This is a genomic window from Nocardioides sp. (assembly GCF_035576065.1).
GTDB lineage: Bacteria > Actinomycetota > Actinomycetes > Propionibacteriales > Nocardioidaceae > Nocardioides.
In genome coordinates this window covers 101,782-119,831 of the sequence record NZ_DATLWX010000042.1, presented here as the reverse complement: position 1 = coordinate 119,831, position 18,050 = coordinate 101,782, and the positions used below count along the sequence as shown (strand labels likewise).

Sequence of the window (18,050 nt, the reverse complement as noted above, 5' to 3'; positions counted from 1 at the left end):
ATTTCGCCCGATGCGATGAGGGCCCGATCCGGAAGACGCTGGTGGTCCACCCGACGAAAGGACGACCATGACGACCCAGACAGCCGACAGCGACCTCAAGGCCCGACACCGCAGCATGTGGGCCTCGGGGAACTATCCGCACATGGTGGACACGTTCCTGCTCCCCCTCGGTCCGCGACTGGTCGACGCCTGCCCGATCGGCGCCGGCACCCGAGTCCTCGATGTCGCGGCAGGCACCGGCAACGCATCGATCCCGGCAGCCCAGCGCGGTGCCGTCGTGACGGCCAGCGACCTCACCCCCGAGCTGCTCGAGGCGGGAGGCAGCCGACCGGAGGCGGCGAGGCTCGATCTCACCTGGGTCCCCGCCGACGCGGAGCACCTGCCGTTCGACGACGACTCGTTCGATGTGGTGATGTCCTCGATCGGGGTGATGTTCGCCCCGCACCACCAGGCCGCCGCCGACGAGCTGGTCCGGGCGTGCCGCCCGGGAGGGACCATCGGTCTCCTGAGCTGGACCCCGGAGGGCATGCTCGGCGCACTGTTCGCCACCATGAAGCCCTTCGCGCCAGCACCCCCGCCCGGCGCCCTGCCCCCAGTCCTGTGGGGCAGCGAGGAGCACCTCCGCGGCCTGTTCGGCGGACGGGTCGAGTTCCACACGATGACGCGGGACACCCTCGAGATCACGGCATTCGCCGAGGCGCGCGACTACGGCGAGCACTTCAAGGCGCACTACGGTCCCACCATCGCCGTACGCGCGAATGCGGACCGCAACGGCCGGGCAGCCGAGTTCGATGCGGCCCTGGACAGCTTCTGCGACACCTGGAACGTCGGCGCCCCGGGCGCCGCCCGCTTCGAGAAGGAGTACCTGCTCGCTGTCGGCACCCACACTGAGGCCTGACACCCGGAAACGCCTCCGGCCGACTTGACCTCGACCCGTGGGTGAAGGTAGAAGAAAACCCTCCGCACCGCTGATGCCGGTCCTAAACTGGTTGAACGTTGGTGGGACGCCCCCCTGCGCCGCGGAAGGTCGAGACACACATGAGCAACGGGGTGACCCCACCGGTGGTGCACGACGCCCTCCAGCTGATCGCCGAGAGCGTCGTCGACCTCGTCGGCTTCGGCGTGGCCGCCATCCGGGTCCTGCGCGAGGAGGACTCGGTGCTGGAGACCGTGGCGGTCGCCGGTGACGACGACGCCCGCAGCCAGCTCCTCGGGTCGCGGATCGCGGTCCGCTCCACCCTGGACGACATCGAGCGCGCAGACCGGTGGGGCATGCTCCGATTCGTCCCCAGCGAGCGCTTCGTGGCAGGCGATGGAGAGCCGGTCTGGATCCCGGAGATCGAGGTCGCGCCGGGTCCGGACGCGTGGCATCCGATGGACCTGCTCATGGCCCCGATCTACGACAGCGGCGAGCTCCTCGGTGTGCTCTACATGGACGTCCCCGACAACGGACGTCGCCCTGACCAGGCCACCCGCGAACTCCTGAACAAGTACGCCGCCCAGGCAGGTCGCGCGGTGCTCACGGAGGTCGCTCGCCGCCGCCTCGAGGAGCAGGTGCGCCTGGCGACAGCAGCCCGTCAGATCGTGCGTGCCGTGGGCTCGGAGCTGAGCGTCGAGCGGATCATGGAGGTGTGCCAACCGGCGATCGCCCAAGGGCTGCACGTGTCGGGGCTGTGGATCCAGACCTTCGACGAGGACGGCGAAGGACGCTCCGCCATCTACACCGGCACGGACAGCGAAGTGATCATGCCGGCCGACCTGGTCCAGATCTCCCGCGATGCCGCAGGGTTGCTCTGGCAGGCGCAGGAGACCGTCGTGGTCGCCGTCGACCGGAAGCCGCCGCCGATCATCACCGCCGCCCAGCAGACCCTCATCTCCGAGTTCCTCACCACTCTCGAAGTCTCCTCCATCCTCTTCGTGCCCCTGGGCGCCGGCCAGGAGTGCCTGGGCAACCTGGTGCTCACGCGCCGCGGCCCGGGCGTGGAGTGGACTGCGATCGAGACGAGCACAGCGCTCGACATCGCGCAAGACCTGGGCCGCGCGCTGCTCAACGCGCGCAACTTCGAGCGCGAGCAACAGCTCGTCTCCGAGCTGCGCGAGCTGGACACCTACCGGAGCCGGCTGATCGCGACCGTCGCCCACGAGCTGAAGAACCCCCTCACCTCGATCCTGGGGCACGTCGAGATGCTCGACGCCGCCTCCGGCGTGCCCTCCCGGGCCCAGCGATCGGTCGCCTTCATCGAACGCGGCGCGGTGCGGATGGAGCGTGTCATCGAAGACATGCTCACGCTGGCTGAGGTCGGCGACCCCAACAACGCACTGGTAGCCATTCCGGTCGACATGCGCCCCCTCGTGGCTGATGCCCTCGACCTGGTGTCGCTGACAATCGGCCGCAAGCGGCTGGCGGCGATCCACGAGCCGGCGAGCCAGCCCGTGGTCGCGCTCGGCGACGTCAGCGACCTCGACCGCGTGTGCGGCAACCTCATCAGCAACGCCGTGAAGTACACCCCCGAGGGCAGGTCCATCACCGTGACCCTCGAGCAACGGGCCGTGGACGTCGTGCTCGTCGTGGCCGACGAAGGGCTCGGTATCTCCACCAAGGACCAGGAACGCCTGTTCGAGGAGTTCTTCCGCTCCACCAACCCCGAGGCGGTGGCTGAGCCCGGCACCGGCCTGGGGCTGACGATCGTGCACCGCATCATCGCCCGCCACGGCGGGCGGATCGAGGTGGCCAGCCAGCTGGGCAAGGGCACGACCTTCACCGTCTTCATCCCGGCGGCCAGCAGCGCGACGTAGGACCGGCGCGGCGCCGGGCACAATGCTCCTATGCGTGCAGCGCCGGAGGACTCGTTGAGCGTGCCCGGGCCCGACCTCGACCTCGACGTGGTGCACGCGATGCTCGATGCGCACTGGGGCTCGGACGGCGCGCTGACCCCGCTGCACGGAGAGCGTGACTGCAACTTCCGTCTCGACTCCGCTGCCGGCTCCCTGCTGCTCAAGGTGCACAACCCTGCCGACACCGACGAGGTCCTCGACCTGCAGCAGTCCGCATTGCGCCACCTGCGCACGGCCGCTCCTGACCTGCCCGTGCCGGGCGTCGTCCCCACCCCTGATGGTCGATCGTGGGTCGAGATCTCCGGCCGGGACGGACGCCGCTCGTTGGCCTGGCTGTCGACCTGGCTGCCGGGACGCCACCCTGAGCCCGACGAGCTCCAACCCGTCCACCTGCGCGAGTGGGGGCGCACGAGCGCCCGCCTCGGGCGAGGGCTGCGCGCCTTCGCCCACCCTGCCGCCACCCATCCCCTCACCTGGGACGTCAAGCTGCTGCCGCAGCTGCGTCCGTGGCTCCCGGCGGTGGCGGCTGACCGGCGGGCGGCGATCGAGACGGTCCTGGACCGCTTCGACGAGCGCGTCGTCCCCGCGCTCCCCCGGCTTCGCGCCCAAGTGGTGCACAACGACCTGGCGCTCACGAACGTGCTGGTGGATGACGACCTCGCGCTGACGGGCATCACCGACTTCGGTGACCTGACGCACACGGCCCTCGTCGGTGACCTGGCCGTAGCTGCAGCCGACGTCCTCAGCGGGCGTGCGGATGGGCTCGACCTGGCGGGCGAGATCGTCGCCGGCTACCACTCGGTGACCCCCCTGGAGCCTGAGGAGCGCGGCCTGGTCGCCGACCTGATGGCTGCTCGCTACGCCGCCACGGTCCTCATCACCGCCTGGCGCACCCGCCAGCTGGGGTGGGCGCCGGAGATCGACGACGACGCCTACGTGCAGCTGGAGACCATGCTCTCCATCGGACTGGACGCCCTCGCGCGCCGCTTCGAGGCGCCCACGCTCCATGCCGGCCGCTCGACGACGGCGCTGAGCCGGGCACGGGCAGGCGCCTTCGGCGATCAGGAGCTCGTCTACGACCAGCCGTTGCACCTCGTCCGGGGAGACGGCGTCATGCTCGATGCCGCCGACGGCCGGCGATTCCTCGACGCGTACAACAACGTCCCCGTGCTCGGCCACTCGCACCCAGCCGTCGTGGAGGCGGTGGGCGCCCAGCTCGCGACGCTCAACACCAACAGCCGCTATCTCCACGACGCGCCGGTCGAGCTGGCAGAGCGACTGCTGGCCACCTTTCCCCAGCGCTTCGACCGGGTGCTGTTCGTGAGCTCCGGCAGCGAGGCGAACGACCTTGCCTGGCGGATCGCCCGCCATGCGACCGGAGCCGCCGGCGGCATCGCCACAGAGTGGGCCTACCACGGGGTCACCGAGGCCACCTACGCCTTCTCCCCGGAGAGCTGGCGAGACGCAGCCGCCCCTCCCCACATGCGGGTCGTGCCCCCACCGCCGACCTCACCCTCGGCGGTCGTCGAGGCCGTCCACAGCTTGGCGGCGAGCGGGCACGGCGTGGCTGCGATGCTCGCGGACGGTGTCTTCACGAGCGACGGCGTGCACGGTCCTGCCCATGCCTGGACCAAGGCCGCCGCTGCGGCCGTCCACGCCGCGGGTGGTCTGTACGTCGCTGACGAGGTGCAGGCCGGACACGGTCGCACCGGCGCCCACCTCTGGAGCTTCGTGGCCGGTGACGTCCCCGCCGACCTGGTCACCGTGGGAAAGCCCATGGGCAACGGCTACCCGGTGGCCGCGGTCGTGGGCCCCGCCGCCCTGGTGGATCCGTTCGTGAGCAGCACCGACTACTTCAGCACCTTCGGGGGCAGCACCGCCGCCTGCGTAGCGGCCCTCGCCGTCCTGCGCACCATCGACGAGGAGCGCCTCGTCGAGCGGGCGGCCGTCGTGGGGGCCCACTTGCTCGAAGCCCTGCGCACGGTGGCCGAGGACCGGGCCGAGCTGGGGGCAGCACGCGGGTGGGGACTTGCCCTCGCCATCGACGTGGTCGACCCCGCCACCGGGCGGCCGGACGCGGCACGTGCGGGTCGCATCGTCGAAGGCATGCGGGAGCACGGGGTGCTCATCGGCCGCACCGGCCGCGACCGCGCGACGCTCAAGATCCGACCGCCGCTGGTGTTCGGCGAGAAGCACGTCGACCAGCTGGCAACGGCGCTCGCCGCCACCTGCGTCTCACCCTGAGCGGCGGGCATGTGCCCGCGGCCGGCGAAGGCTGGATGTCGACCGTCACCGGCCTGAAGGCCTACATCTCGGTCAAGTAGCGACGGCCCTGATCCTTCCCCCCCGGGGCGCTGCGCAGCGGAGGGCAAAGACTTCTGGGTTCTCGCCCACTCGTCACCCGTGCTGTGCTCTACTGCCTTCACCCCAGGGGGGAGGTCGCTTCGGCCTGCTCTCGTCACCGAGAGGCACCCCGTATGAGGCACCACGGCCGAATCCTGCTCTCGACCCTGACGGCCGCCGTCGTCGGTCTCACGGTCCTGCCCGGGCTTGCCGCACCGGCTTCGGCGGCTCCGGGCTCCGACCTCGGCGAGCTGGCGGCTTCTCTTTCGACTTGCAGCGGCACCCAGGCTGCGCCGTACACCGTGACCCTGCAGCAGGACCTTGGTGGCACCGCCGAGCTCACCGTGGCCTGCGTCGCCTTGATCGACCTCAGCGGCTTCGACCTCAACGTGCGCAACGTCTCCATCAACGCTGGCCAGGTGCTGGAGGTCACCGACACCTCCCCCGGTGCCGGAGCCCCCGGCATCTTGACTGCCAATGCCACGGGCAACAACTACGTGCCCGGGATCCGGACCACCGCGGCCACCCTGGTGACGTCGGGTCGAGCACAGGTGAACGCGACCGGGGGATTCTACGCCGCGGGCATCGGCGGCGGCTCCGGCGCGTCCGGGGGCACGTTGGTGAGCAACGACACCTCGGTGGTGGTGGCCACCTCGGGCGCGTTCGCGGCCGGCATCGGAGGTGGCAACGCAGGCGGCGGCGGTACGACGACGACGAACGACTCCGCCTCGGTCGCCGGAACGAGCAGCAGCCAGGGTGCTGGCATCGGCGGCGGCCGCACGGGCAACGGTGGGACGACCACGAGCAACAACACCTCGACCATCGTCGGCAGCTCGGGCTACGGCGGCGCCGGGATCGGTGGCGGCACCGAGGGCGCAGGTGGCACCACCACCAGCAACGACGCCTCGCTGGTCACCGGCAACGGTAGTGAAGGCGCCGGCATCGGCGCCGGAATGTATTCCGGGGCTGCGGGGTCGACGACTGTGACCGGTGGGAGCACCATGCGCGCCAACGCCTATGCGAGCAGCTCCGCGATCGGCGGGGGAGCACAAACAACGGCGGAACCAGGCACCTTCCTCACCGTCGAGGACGGCACTCTCGAACTGGGCAGTAACCTTCGCGTGCCCCACAGCTCGGTGCGGGTCGGCACGGCAGGTGTGATCCGCCGCGCCAGTGGAGGCAGCGCTGCGATCACCGGCGGGGGCGCCATCGAGAACAATGGCAGCATCACGCTTCCCACGGTCGCCGTCGGGGTCGACGTCACCCACCGCCACTACCTCGTCGATTTCGAGCCCGGCATCGGCCTCACAGCTCCTTCACCGGTCACGGTCTACGCGTCCTCCTTCGCGGCGGGCGCCCGCACCCTGCCCGACCTCTCCGCGCAGAAACCGGACTTCCAGGGGTGGAGCACCGAACGGGACGCCACCGGCCTCGTGGTCGACGACGTCACCGCCCTCCCCGGGTCCAGCCCGGATGGAGCACCCGCCCCGGTCACCCTGTACGCCCTCTTCGGGCGGGTAGTGGTCGGAGCGCCCACGATCATCAACCTCACCAGCAGCGTCCGCGGGAGCGCTGACCCCGAGGTCGGAGACGTCCTCGGTGCCTCCGCCGGGTCCACGGCTCCCTCGGGCGCCGCCGTCGCGTACTCGTGGCGGTGTGGCGCAGCTCCCGGCACCGTGTGCGGCACGGGAGTGCTTCACCTGGTGACGGCCGGCGAGGTGGGCAGCACGCTGACAGTGACCTCCACCGGCACGAGGGTCGGGTACGCTCCGGGTGTTGCGTCATCTGCCCCGACCGGCGTGGTCCGTGCAGCCGCAGCCGTCGTTGCGCCGCCCGTCGTCGTTGCGCCGCCCGTCGTCGTACCACCGGTGGTGGTTCCGCAGATCCTTGCTCAGGTCCTCCGCCCAACGCCGAAGGTGATGGGCACACCCCGGGTGGGGAGCAAGCTCACTGCTCGCGCCGGTGACCGTGATCCTGGCGTCCGCGTCTCCTACAAGTGGTTCGCCAACGGCACCCGCATCCGGAACGCCACGGGCCGGACGTTGTTGCTGCGCGCAGCTCAGCAGGGCAAGCGGATCTCGGTCCGAGTCACTGCCACCAAGCCCGGCTACCTCCGGGTCGTCCAGATGAGCCGGCGGACGTCTCCGGTCCGGGCTGACTGAGCCGCTGGCCCCGAGTCAGGGCGCGACGGGCAGCACGAACGTGAACGTGCTCCCCTCGCCGACACGGCTCTCCGCGTGGATCGCCCCGCCCATCAGCTCCGCGAGCTGCTTGCAGATGGCGAGGCCGAGTCCTGTCCCGCCGTACTCGCGTGTCACTGACTCGTCCGCCTGCCGGAAGGACTGGAAGAGGTCTCGCTGGATCTCAGCAGAGAAGCCGACGCCTGAGTCCGCCACGATGAAGTGCAGGGTCGGTCCGGGCCCGATGTCGGCACGTTCGACGCGGAGCTCGACATGGCCTTGCTTGGTGAACTTGATGGCGTTGCCCAGCAGGTTCTGCAGGACCTGCGCGATGCGCAGGGCGTCTCCCACCAGGATGCGATCGACGTCCTTGCTCACCTCGACGGTGAAACGTATGTCCTTCTGGTCAGCGAGGGGCGCGAACTCCGCCTCCAGCTGCTCCAGCAACAGGGTGAGGTCGAACGGCTGTGGATCCACGACGGTGAAGCCAGCCTCGGTCCTGGAGAAATCCAGGAACTGGTTGATGATGGCGTGCAGGCGTTCGGCGGAACGATGCATCGTTGCTGCCCACGCGCGTTGCTGAGGGTCCATCTCACCGTCGAGCAACAGCTCTCCCAGCCCCAGGATGCTGGTCAGCGGCGTCCGCAGCTCGTGGCTGATGTTGGCCAGGAACTTGGTCTGCGCCTCTTGGGCTGCCTCGGCCTGCACACGAGCCTCCACCAGCACGGTCTCGGCCAGCTTCTGTGCCGTGTAGTCCATCATCGAGCCCACCATCCGGACGCCGGCCCCGTGCTCGTCGCGAAGGATCAGGCCCCGGGCGAAGATGTCCTTGTAGGAGCCGTCCTGGCGACGGAACCTGTACTCCGCCTCGAACAACGACTGGTCCGGGTCGCCGAGGGCACTGTCCAGCGCCTCGATCACCCGGTCGAAGTCGTCGGGGTGCAAGCTCGAGCGAAACCACACGTCGTCGTGGTGGAACCGGTCGCTGTACCCCAGGATCTCCTCGATGGCGCCGCTCCACAGCGTCGTCTCCGTGACGAGATCGGCGTCCCAGATGATGTCGTTGGTCGCCAGCATGACCAGGCGGTGGCGCGTCTCACTCTCCTGGAGCGACGCCAGCGTCGCAGCGTGGTCCAGCCCTGGCATGAAGACCACCTCACCCGCGGGCGCACGGTTGTGCACGGAGCCGTACCGCTGGGGACGTGCCTTGAGCTCGCCAGCGGCTCCGCCCTGCTCCGGGCGCTCGTCCTCGCGGTTCGACGACGAATCGCGCATGAGGCCCACTCCTGCCCAGTCCTCGAGGTCACACGGGGGGTTGTAGGGACACTACGTCCGCATCGCTGGGAGCGCAGGCTTCCTCACAAATGCAGGTCGTCCGAGGCGTGTCAGGCGCCCCTCTGCTCAGCTTGCCCCTCGAGCACTTCGTCGCCGATCTTCACGTGGCTCTCCAGGCTTGCGATGCCGGAGCCCATCCACCGCCCGGGCGGGGTTCCGTGCTCGGTGTAGTAGCGGGTCAGCGGCGTCGAGAGTGACCGGTCCCCGTCACCTGCAGCGACCGTGCGCAGGAAGTACTCGTAGCCCTTGCCGGCACTCATCTTGCTGATGGTCACGGTCACCGCGCCCACCTCCTTCAGAAGGTAGGTGTGCAGGCGCTCCCGAACGGCGCCGGGACGGGCACGCACCTCAGTTGCAAGAGGCGTGAAGGGGATGAAGGAGAGGAAGAAGAAGATGAGGAGGAGTGCGAGAATGGGAAGAGGAGAGGGAGGAGGATGAGGGGGTGGAAGAGGTAGGGCGGGGCAGAAGGTGAGTGGAGGAAATGTAGTGAAGGTCGGGAAGGAAGAATGTCGCCCGTGAGCACACTGGCCGACGCCGTACTCCCGCTGATCCGCAGCCGCTCGGACCTCTACCGCTACAGCGCCGCCAATGCGCACGGCCGGGACATGCACGACGCCATCGACATCCTCGAGGCCGCGATCCCGGCGACTGATCCGGCCGAGGTCTACTCGGTCACTCACAAGGCGCTCGCGTCGTCGCTGAAGGTGATCGCCCGGGCCGATGACTCCAGCGGGATCATCGGCGACGGATGTCGTCGACTGTTGGAGCTCCACCCGAGGGCAGCCGCCGCGGCCAGGACGCCGGTCGGGAAGTTGATCGACTGGATGATGAAGTTCCAGTTCGATGACGACGAGGTCGACTACTTCGAGCTCGACCCGGTGGCGTACGCGCCGGCCCTCGGCGAGGTCGGCATGGCGGTGTACCGGAAGCGCCTGGCGGAGGTCCAGGCGAAGCTCGGGCCTCGCCCATCGGAGGACGAGCGCTGGACGTCGGGCCGCTCGCATGAGTGGTTCACCCTGGACTGGAACGCACGGCGGCTGGCGGTCCTCGACCACGACATCGACGCCATCATCCGCACCCATGCCAAGGACCGGAAGGTCGCCGCTTGGCTGGAGGACACCGCCGAGGCGTTAGAGGAGATCGGCGAGATCGACCTGGCCATCGACTGGGCGAAGAAGGCGACCGACTTCGACCGCGGGCACCAGTCCCTCAAGGCGGCCGACTACTGGTGCGGACTCCTGGAGGCGCATCGGCCATCAGAAGGGTTCGACGCGCGACTCTCGGTGTTCCGCAAGTGGCCCTCGTCGACCTCAGCGGCCCGGCTGCACAAGGCCGCCGGCAAGGCGTGGACCGACTACCGCGACGAGGTCGTGGCAACCCTCGCAGCGAGTCCCAGCGACGCCGTCCTGTTCGTGCTCCTCACCCTGAAGGAGCCGCAGTTCGCCTGGAACCTCGCGCACTCGCTCGCCCTGGACAGCGACCACACATGGAGCGAGCTGGTGAAGGCGTACGAGAAGGTCGACCCGATCGCCACGCTGCCGATCCACCAGCGTCTGGTCGAGAACGAGCTGGTCGAGGCCGGCGCGCAGCACTATCGACTGGCTGCGCGAAGGCTTGCGACGATGCGGAAGCTGAGCGCTGGGTCCGACCAAGCAGTCGAGGTTGATGGCTTGATCGCGGAGCTCCGGGAGACGCATCGTCGCCGGCCGCGGCTGCAACAGGAGTTCGACCGCGCCGGCCTGCCCTGATGCCCAACGGCGTGAGCACGAGCCCACGCGGCGTCCGCTGCTGCTGTTGGCATGTAACGCGACGAAAGTGCGCATGTGGGCGAGGATCAATCCGTGGCCGACACCATTTGGGACCGACTCGACTACTGCGTACAGAACTTGGCAGAGCCCTTCCGCGCGTCCGAGATCGTCGGCTGGTTCCGCCGACACCATCCGGACGTGAAGGAGCCGTCGCTACGGGCACACATCCAGGGAGCGACCTCCAACGCCTCAGATGCTTCGCGGGGCATGTTCGCGGGTCGCCAACCTCTCATCACCCGGATTGAGCACGGCGTGTACCGCCGCTTTGAAAGGCGCGCCGAGAACGACGGCGCAGCGCAAGCCACGCCGAGCGCCCCGGTGGCGACGACTAGGACCGACGTCAACATCGAAGCGGCCGTCGGCAAGTACCTCCGCGATCGAGATCCCGATGCTCGGTACGCCTCGTTCGATTACTGTTTCAACCACTTCCAGGAGCACCGCACGGCCGTCGCGGCATGGGGACAACCCACCGGCATGGAGGTCAGCTGCCTGCAACTGGGCTTCTACCTGGCGAGCTGGGGAATGCTCAGGGGCTCCTCGGAGCTCCTCCAACGAAGCGCCCGACATCTGGTGCCCCTCGTGGAGAGGATCGCCAACGTTCCGCCGGCGCTCTGGGAGCTCGACCTCAACGGCTACGACGCGTCGGGCATCGACCTCGTGTACCAAACGGCCCTCGACATTCGCAGCGCCCTGCGGCCGGTCGAGGCGTCGGACATCCTCGTCACCAAAGTGATGCTCGGAGTCTTCGGCTGCGTCCCGGCGTTCGATACCTACTTCAAGAAGGGATTCCGCATCTCGACGTTCAGCAAGGGATCGTTGGGCCTGGTCGGCGAGTTCTATCGCGCGAACGCTTCGACGATCGACGGATTGCGCCAGGCAACGCTCGAATTCACAACCGGCCACCCCTCGACCCGTCTCTACACCAGAGCCAAGGTCGTGGACATGGTCTTCTTCATCGAGGGCGGCTATCCCGGCAAGGCAGCCCTCTGAGACGCCGGGTGGCGGCAACGGTTGTCGGGACTTTGCCCAACAGGCGACGCGATCAGAACAGTCCGAGCTGATCGAGCAGGCCCTGCGCCGCGGTGAGGATCGCCTCGGCGTTCTCAACGGCCTCGGCGGCTTCGACCTGCGTGGCGTCGTCGCCCGGACGTTCGGGGTACTCGAGCTCGTTGCGACGCCGCCGCAGCGCACCGAACTGGCGGAACCCCGGGCCGAACTGGGCGCGGACGGCCTGCTCGACGGCGTAGTGGCCGCCCTTCGTCGTCGGCCGGAGTCCTTGATGCCCGAGCAACGAGATCAGCGCCTGACGGGCCGAGTCGTAGGCCAGCACGAAGGCGGAGTCAGGGTCGGTCCCGACGGCTGAACGAGCCGTCGTCAGCGTCACGGTCGCCTTCTCCAGGAGCCGCTCGCCGTTGGCCGCGGCGCCGGTCAGCTTCTGCAGCTCCCCGGCAGCCAGCAGCGCCTCAACCTCGGACTCACCGCGCTTCCAGCGGGCCATCAGGAGCTCACCCGCTCACGCGAGTCGAGCACCGTCACGTGCGCAGACTCCTTGATCTGCACGACCAGGGCATCCTGTGGCTCGGCCCACTGCTGCGCCGTACGGACGACCGGATTGACCTCGATGCCGAGGCGGGCGTTCGCCCGATCGGCCGCTTCGTAGACATCAGCACGGTCGACCTTTCCCACCACAAGCACGTCGACGTCGTTCGGCGGCGGGCCGGCCTCGCCCTCGTAGCGAGCAGCCCAGGAGCCGAAGATCACCACCTGCTCAGCACCCTCGAACGCGAACTCCTCGGCGATGACGGCCCGTGGCCCGAACGTGATCTCCAACAGCTGGGTCAGCGCCTTGGCGGCAGGGTGGTCGAGGTTAGCTCGGATCAGCCGGTTGCGGCCCTGGGTGCGGCTCGCGACGAGGCCCGCCTCATCGAGGCGGATCACCTCGCGGTGAAGCGTGGAGAGCGGCACCTCCAGCCGTGCGGCCATCTCAGTCACGCCGTACTCCTGCTCAGGGTGCAGCAGAAGCCACATCAGCAACTCCGCTTGATGCTGCGAGCGGAACACCGGCATCAGGGCCGGACCGTCACTACGCATAACTGGAAGATATCTCCCGATTATAGGTATCGTCAAGCTTGCCGTCATGCCAACTCCCTCCCGTTGTCCGCTCGCGCGAACGCTGCGTCGAGCAGCTCCGCGGTCAGCGGGTTCACCTGCTCGTTGCGCCGGATGTACTGCTCGATCGTCACCTTGGGGTCGGTGTGTCCGAGCAGTTCCGAGGCTAGGTTCAGGCTGGCCTGCTCGTTGATCACCGTCGCGACGGTGCGGCGGAACATGTGCGGGCTGACTCCCTCGATGCCCGCGTCCCCGAGGACCTTGCGGAGCTGGCGCCGCACATTGGCCGTGGTCAGCGGCGTGCATTCACGGCTGCGGAAGACCAGCGCGTCCAGCGAGTGATCGGCCATGATCGCCAACCGCCGTCGGAGCGCCCCGGCGGTGAAGGACGGCAGCGCGATCACCCTGTTGGAGCGGTCTGTCTTCGGGTGCTCCTGGCGGTAGGTCCCCACACCGCGCTCGGAGATGACCGTGCCGCAGATCCGCAGCGTGGCCGACGTCGTCGTCAGGTCCAGGTCCCGTCGGCGGATCGCCAGGACCTCGCCGATCCGTGCCGAGGTACCGAGCATGACCTCAACGATCTGGCCCAGCTGCCCGTCCGGGTTCGGACCGGACGCCCCACGTGTCAGCTCCCAGGCCTTGATCACGGCCCGGATGGCGTTCACCTCGGTCGCGCACGGCGCGGTCGGTGTGCGCTTCGGCTTTAACGGCGCCGACGCACGACTGGGGGGCGCGGCGCACCTGTCAATGTGATGGGTAAACGATGGGATCGCATGATCCCCCCAAAGAAAAAGTCCAGGTCAACCTGTGGCTGACCTGGACTTTCTTTGTAGCGGGGGCAGGATTTGAACCTGCGACCTCTGGGTTATGAGCCCAGCGAGCTACCGAACTGCTCCACCCCGCGCCGGTGAACAGAACCTTACGTGATCGGCGGGGGCGACCTCAAATCGAGGTCAGTCGTCGCGCTCGCCGGCCCGCGCCACCGCTTCGTTGATCAGGTCTCGACCTTCCTCCATCAGCCGCGCCCACCCGACGGAGTTGCCGTTGGCCTGCGCCCGATCGGCAGCCGCGAACTTCTCCTCGGCCTCGAGGAGCAGCGCACGGATCTGCTCGTCGACCGAGCCCGTCGGCTTCGGGTCAGGGCCTTCGGTGCCGGGGCCTGGGTCGGGGCCTGGGTCGGGGTCGGGCGGAGGATCGGTCGAGGAGACGCCCAGCACGTCGGCGATCGCCTCGGTGAGCGTGCGGCCGATGCCGATCTCCTCGCCGTACGACACGAGCACGAATCGCAGGATGGGGAAGCTGGTCTCGGTGTCGCTCGACCTCTGCGTGTAGACCGGCTGGACGTACATCAGCCCGTCGCCCACCGGCAGGGTCAGCAGGTTGCCGTAGATCGGCTCCACCCCACCTTGCGTGAAGCCGAGCAGCTCCTCACGCACGCCCTCGTCCGACTCGAGCTCGTTGGCGATCTGGCTCGGGCCCGGGGCCCCCGAGTTCGCCAGCTCGAGCACCCGGATCTTGCCGTAGTCGTCGCTCGTGGCATCGCTGTTGACCGACACGAAGGACGCCAGGCTGCTCCTCCGCTTCTGCGGGACGTAGACCGAGGTGAGCGCCCAGGTGTCGTCGACGAAGAGGCGGTACGGCGGCTGCTTGGTGTCGTCGTCCTGCGGGTCGCTCGGGACCTCCCAGCGGTCGTCGCCGGCGTACCAGTCGCTGGGGTCGGTGAGGTGGTAGCGCGCGAGCTGGTGGCGCTGCACCTTGAACAGGTCATCGGGGTAGCGCAGGTGCTCCCGCAGCGAGTCCGGAATCTCCGACTTGGGCAGCACGACGCCGGGGAAGACCTCGCTCCACACCTTGAGGATCGGGTCCTCCTCGTCCCACGCGTAGATCTTCACGGTGCCGTCGTAGGCGTCGACCGTCGCCTTGACCGCATTGCGCATGTAGTTGATCTCGTCTGTCGGCAGGGTCTGGAAGCCCGGCGCGTCGGTGAGCGAGTCCTTGGTCATGTCGGTCAGGGACTCGCGCTGCGAGAGCGGGAACCGGTCGGTGACGGTGTAGCCGTCCAGGATCCATTGGATCCGACCGTCGATGACGGCCGGGTAGGGCGCCGAGTCCACGGTGAGCCAGGGGGCGATCTTCTGCACCATGTCCCGCGGCTGGCGGTCGTAGAGGATCTTGCTGTTGTCGTGCACCTGCTCGGAGAGCACCAGGTTGGGCTCACCGAACTTCACCGCGTAGAGCATCTTCTCGAAGATGTTGTCGATCGGCACGCCGCCCGAGCCGTCGTACGTCGTGCGCTGCTCTTCTTCCTCACCCTTCGACAGGTCGAGCTCGATCGACGCCACGCCATCACGCGAACCGACGATGGAATAGGTCGGGCTCTTCTCGCCGTAGTAGACCCGCGACTCGTAGCCGCCCTCACTGAGGTCGGTCAGTGCTCTCTCGTTCTCCTCCGACCCCTCGGCCCACTGGATCGTGTCCGTCTGCTCGTCGCCGTCGACCTGGCGCTGGTTGGCGTAGGCCGCGATGATCCCGTTGCCGTGGGTGTAGACCGTGTGCAGGTTGGACCAGTTCTTGTCGCCGTCCGCCACGCCCTCCTGGTCGAGCTCGCGCACACCCAGCACCATCGCCCGGTCCTGGCCGTCGATCTCATAACGGTCGACGTCCAGCACGTCGGCCACTGAGTAGTAGCCGCGCACCTGCTGCTGCTGCTCGAAGGTCTGGCTGACGATCTTCGGGTCGACCAGGGGAACGGTCGAGGTCGCTGCGTCGAGCTTGGCGAGCTCGCCGCCATCCGTGTCCGGGTCGGACGAGTAGGGCTCGACCTCGACGTCGTCGAGGTTGTAGGCCGCGCGCGTCGCCTCGATGTTCTCCTTGATGAAGGGCCCCTCCTTGACGCGGACGTTGGGGCTGACCTCGAACTGCTGGACCACGCCGGGGACGACGAGCCCCAGCAGCACGGCCGACAGCGCGAGCAGGGCGATGCCCATCGTGGGGAGCAGCCAGGTGCGCCGCCACACGTTGAGGAAGAACAGCACGGCACAGATCAGTGCGATGCCGGTCAGGATCTCCTTGGCCGGCAGCACGGCGTTCTTGCCGGTGTAGGTCATCCCGTCGATCAGCGGACCAGAGGCGGTCACGAGGTCGAAGCGGTCGAGCCAGTAGTCGGCCGCCTTGGCCAGCACGAAGATACCGAGCAGCACCGACAGGTGGGCCTGGGCGGCACCGCTGAGTCGATCACGCGGGACGGAGAGCCGGATGCCGCCGTACAGGTAGTGCACGAGCGCCGCGGCCATCAACCCGATCACGGTGCAGGCCATGATGAAGTCGGTGAGGTAGTGCCACCACGGCAGGTCGAAGACGTAGAAGCCCACGTCGCGCTTGAAGTAGGGGTCGATGGTGCCGAACGGGGACGAGTGGCGCCACAGCGAGTACTCCCGCCACTGACCGGACGCCGATGCGCCGGCGAAGAACCCCATCAGGGCCGAGATCCCCCCGAGCAGCCAGCCGGTGACGGGGGTGACGGCGTCTCGGTAGCGGGACAGGTTGGGGTCGCCGCCGTTGATCAGCAGCGGCCGCGCGCGGTAGGCGAGCGCGAGGTTGAGCGCCACGACCGCCGCCATGACGCCACCGAAGACGAGGAACAGTCCGATCCGCGTCCACAGGAGGGTGGTGAAGACACCGGAGTAGCCGACCGACTTGAACCACAGGCGCTCGGTCCAGAAGGAGGCGAACGCGCTCAGCACCAGGAACAGCACGACCAGCACGGATGCGGTGATGACCAGCGTGCGCGAGCGCCCGGTCCGTGCCGGCGGCTCCTCCTGGCGAGCCGATTCGGCTCCGAACATCGAGCTCATACCTCTACCTCCAACGTGCTTCGCAGCAGGGCGAGCAGGCCCGGCACGAGCTCGGTGCCGTCCACGACCGACGAGTCGTCGTCGTGGGCTCTCAGACGCAGGGCACAGTATGTCGCCCCGGCGCGCGTCACGCCGGCGACGATGCGCACCTCCTGGCGAAGCGGGTGCTCGCGAGCGAACTCCTCCGCCGCAGCCGGGTCGTCGGGGATCTCGTCGTCGACACCGGGCGGGAGCACCAGCCGCTCGACCACCGCCGCGCAGCCGTTGACCTCCTCCGGCCAGGCGATCGACTCCAGGGTCACCTCGAGCGTCTGGTCGGGCAGCGCGTCCTGCTCCACCGGGGTGAAGGAGCCGTCCGCCGCGGCGGAGTCGAGTCCCATCTGCGAGGCCAGATCGGGTTCCTGCTCCACGATGCGGGCGGTGTCGACGAGGGCGTACAGCCGCGACGGCTGATCCCACCCGGACTCAGCGACGTGCGCCTCGATCTCGAGGACCGCGGTCGCCAGCGCCGGGTCTTGCGGAAGGGAGATCTCGGTCATGACTTGTCCTCACACGTTGGCAGGTCTGCGTCGTGGTCCTCGGCCCAGGCGGTGATCGCCTCGACAGCGTCGTGCATGGTCTCGGCCCGCACCAGGCGCATGTCGCCGGAGTCGAGCTCAAGGGTGTCGGGGCAGTTGTCGGCAGCCACCATGAAGAGCTCGGCACCGGCGTCCTGCGCACCCGCGATCTTCTGCTGGACACCGCCGATCGCGCCGGTCCGACCCTCCGCGTCGATGGTGCCGCTCCCGGCCACCACCTCGCCGCCGGTGAGGGAACCGGGAGTGAGCGTGTCGTAGATCGCCAGCGACAACATCAGCCCGGCACTGGGTCCACCGATGTTGTCCCCGATGTCGACCGAGACCTCGAACGGGAAGCTGAAGCGCGGTCCGAGCTCGATGCCGATCCGCTTGTCTCCGTCCACCACTTCAGGCGTCACCGTCACCGAGGTCTCGCGGCCCTTGCGGCGTACGGTGAAGGCGATCGGCTCGCCGGCGGGGGCACCGTCCACGGCGTCGACCACGTCCTGGCTCGAGGTGATCTCCGTGCCCTCGATCGAGAGCAGGACGTCGCCCACCAGGAGCACCCCGTCCGCGGGCATGGCCCGGTCGACGGACGCGACCTCGATCTCGGTCACGTCATAGCCCAGCTCGCTCAGCGCACTGGCGATCGCCGCGTCCTGCGACGACACCATCTGGACCGTCGACTCGGCGTCGTTGGACTCGTCGGTCTCGTTCGGTGCGTAGACCGAGTCGTAGGGATAGACGGCTTCGCTCGGGTCCAGCCAGGCGCGCATCAGCTCGTCGAGGGTCACGTCCTCCTGCGGCTGGTCGACGTAGATCGTGGTCAGCCTGAGCTCCCCGCCGTCGCGATAGGCCTTCTCGCCGGAGACCTCGATGATCTCCTTGTCGCCGCGTGAGCCGAGGATGTCGAGGCTCGGGCCGGGACGGTAGGTGACGTACGGCAGCGGCTGGGTGCCGACCACCACGAACAGCCCGATCAGCAAGGGAATGGCGAGCAACGCTGCCATCGTCCGCTGACTCATGGCG

At 68.6% G+C, this 18,050-nt stretch carries 14 protein-coding genes and 1 tRNA gene; 6 read left to right on the top strand and 9 right to left on the bottom strand.

Annotated features, from left to right (window positions below):
* Positions 1–67: 67 nt before the first annotated feature.
* From VNJ48_RS18740 to VNJ48_RS18725, 4 genes are all read left to right on the top strand, one after another.
* Complete coding sequence (locus VNJ48_RS18740; RefSeq protein ID WP_325604913.1) at positions 68–898, top strand: class I SAM-dependent methyltransferase; 831 nt, start codon at positions 68–70, stop codon at positions 896–898.
* 140 nt (positions 899–1,038) lie between these two features.
* Positions 1,039–2,796 carry an ATP-binding protein gene (locus VNJ48_RS18735; protein ID WP_325604912.1) on the top strand — a complete coding sequence of 586 codons (1,758 nt, stop codon included), beginning with the start codon at positions 1,039–1,041 and terminating at the stop codon, positions 2,794–2,796.
* Positions 2,797–2,826: 30 nt separating this feature from the next.
* Complete coding sequence (locus VNJ48_RS18730) at positions 2,827–5,079, top strand: aminotransferase class III-fold pyridoxal phosphate-dependent enzyme (protein WP_325604910.1); 2,253 nt, start codon at positions 2,827–2,829, stop codon at positions 5,077–5,079.
* A 233-nt stretch (positions 5,080–5,312) separates the two neighbouring features.
* Positions 5,313–7,340 carry a hypothetical protein gene (locus tag VNJ48_RS18725; RefSeq protein WP_325604908.1) on the top strand — a complete coding sequence of 676 codons (2,028 nt, stop codon included), beginning with the start codon at positions 5,313–5,315 and terminating at the stop codon, positions 7,338–7,340.
* Between the two features lie 15 nt (positions 7,341–7,355).
* Here the strand turns inward: VNJ48_RS18725 and VNJ48_RS18720 are convergent, their stop codons facing one another.
* Positions 7,356–8,633, bottom strand: coding sequence for a sensor histidine kinase (locus VNJ48_RS18720; RefSeq protein ID WP_325604906.1), 1,278 nt, complete (start codon positions 8,631–8,633; stop codon positions 7,356–7,358).
* Between the two features lie 110 nt (positions 8,634–8,743).
* The gene (locus VNJ48_RS18715) at positions 8,744–8,974 is read right to left on the bottom strand and encodes a relaxase domain-containing protein (RefSeq protein WP_325604905.1); all 231 of its coding nucleotides are present in this window, start codon (positions 8,972–8,974) and stop codon (positions 8,744–8,746) included.
* Positions 8,975–9,199: 225 nt separating this feature from the next.
* Here VNJ48_RS18715 and VNJ48_RS18710 point away from each other — a divergent pair, with 225 nt between their 5' ends.
* Both VNJ48_RS18710 and VNJ48_RS18705 read left to right on the top strand, forming a co-directional pair.
* Positions 9,200–10,441 (top strand): DUF6880 family protein, encoded by a 1,242-nt coding sequence (locus tag VNJ48_RS18710; RefSeq protein ID WP_325604902.1) that lies wholly within the window; start codon positions 9,200–9,202, stop codon positions 10,439–10,441.
* A gap of 75 nt (positions 10,442–10,516) precedes the next feature.
* A complete protein-coding gene (locus VNJ48_RS18705) occupies positions 10,517–11,491 on the top strand; it encodes a DUF7669 domain-containing protein (RefSeq protein ID WP_422656587.1) in 975 nt (324 codons plus the stop codon).
* A gap of 52 nt (positions 11,492–11,543) precedes the next feature.
* Here VNJ48_RS18705 and VNJ48_RS18700 read toward each other — a convergent pair whose 3' ends face one another.
* The 7 genes from VNJ48_RS18700 to VNJ48_RS18670 form a co-directional block, all read right to left on the bottom strand.
* Positions 11,544–11,999, bottom strand: coding sequence for a hypothetical protein (locus tag VNJ48_RS18700; RefSeq protein WP_325604898.1), 456 nt, complete (start codon positions 11,997–11,999; stop codon positions 11,544–11,546).
* Positions 11,999–12,592, bottom strand: a complete 594-nt coding sequence (locus tag VNJ48_RS18695) for an ArsR family transcriptional regulator (protein WP_325604895.1) — start codon at positions 12,590–12,592, stop codon at positions 11,999–12,001. Before VNJ48_RS18695 ends, VNJ48_RS18700 begins: the two co-directional genes overlap by 1 nt.
* A gap of 44 nt (positions 12,593–12,636) precedes the next feature.
* Entirely contained in the window at positions 12,637–13,275 is a 639-nt protein-coding gene (locus VNJ48_RS18690; RefSeq protein WP_325604893.1) for a site-specific integrase, read from the bottom strand.
* A gap of 165 nt (positions 13,276–13,440) precedes the next feature.
* Positions 13,441–13,514 (bottom strand) — tRNA-Met (locus tag VNJ48_RS18685).
* Between the two features lie 49 nt (positions 13,515–13,563).
* Complete coding sequence (locus VNJ48_RS18680) at positions 13,564–16,464, bottom strand: UPF0182 family protein (RefSeq protein WP_325604891.1); 2,901 nt, start codon at positions 16,462–16,464, stop codon at positions 13,564–13,566.
* A complete protein-coding gene (locus tag VNJ48_RS18675) occupies positions 16,461–17,003 on the bottom strand; it encodes a PPA1309 family protein (protein WP_325604890.1) in 543 nt (180 codons plus the stop codon). Before VNJ48_RS18675 ends, VNJ48_RS18680 begins: the two co-directional genes overlap by 4 nt.
* The gene (locus VNJ48_RS18670; RefSeq protein ID WP_325604889.1) at positions 17,000–18,046 is read right to left on the bottom strand and encodes a YlbL family protein; all 1,047 of its coding nucleotides are present in this window, start codon (positions 18,044–18,046) and stop codon (positions 17,000–17,002) included. Before VNJ48_RS18670 ends, VNJ48_RS18675 begins: the two co-directional genes overlap by 4 nt.
* Positions 18,047–18,050: the final 4 nt, after the last annotated feature.

Coding starts and splice junctions, on each gene's coding strand:
- VNJ48_RS18740 (WP_325604913.1), top strand. CDS start 68: ATGACGACCCAGACAGCCGACAGCGACCTCAAGGCCCGACACCGCAGC.
- VNJ48_RS18735 (WP_325604912.1), top strand. CDS start 1,039: ATGAGCAACGGGGTGACCCCACCGGTGGTGCACGACGCCCTCCAGCTG.
- VNJ48_RS18730 (WP_325604910.1), top strand. CDS start 2,827: ATGCGTGCAGCGCCGGAGGACTCGTTGAGCGTGCCCGGGCCCGACCTC.
- VNJ48_RS18725 (WP_325604908.1), top strand. CDS start 5,313: ATGAGGCACCACGGCCGAATCCTGCTCTCGACCCTGACGGCCGCCGTC.
- VNJ48_RS18720 (WP_325604906.1), bottom strand. CDS start 8,633: ATGCGCGATTCGTCGTCGAACCGCGAGGACGAGCGCCCGGAGCAGGGC.
- VNJ48_RS18710 (WP_325604902.1), top strand. CDS start 9,200: ATGTCGCCCGTGAGCACACTGGCCGACGCCGTACTCCCGCTGATCCGC.
- VNJ48_RS18700 (WP_325604898.1), bottom strand. CDS start 11,999: ATGGCCCGCTGGAAGCGCGGTGAGTCCGAGGTTGAGGCGCTGCTGGCT.
- VNJ48_RS18695 (WP_325604895.1), bottom strand. CDS start 12,592: ATGCGTAGTGACGGTCCGGCCCTGATGCCGGTGTTCCGCTCGCAGCAT.
- VNJ48_RS18680 (WP_325604891.1), bottom strand. CDS start 16,464: ATGAGCTCGATGTTCGGAGCCGAATCGGCTCGCCAGGAGGAGCCGCCG.
- VNJ48_RS18675 (WP_325604890.1), bottom strand. CDS start 17,003: ATGACCGAGATCTCCCTTCCGCAAGACCCGGCGCTGGCGACCGCGGTC.
- VNJ48_RS18670 (WP_325604889.1), bottom strand. CDS start 18,046: ATGAGTCAGCGGACGATGGCAGCGTTGCTCGCCATTCCCTTGCTGATC.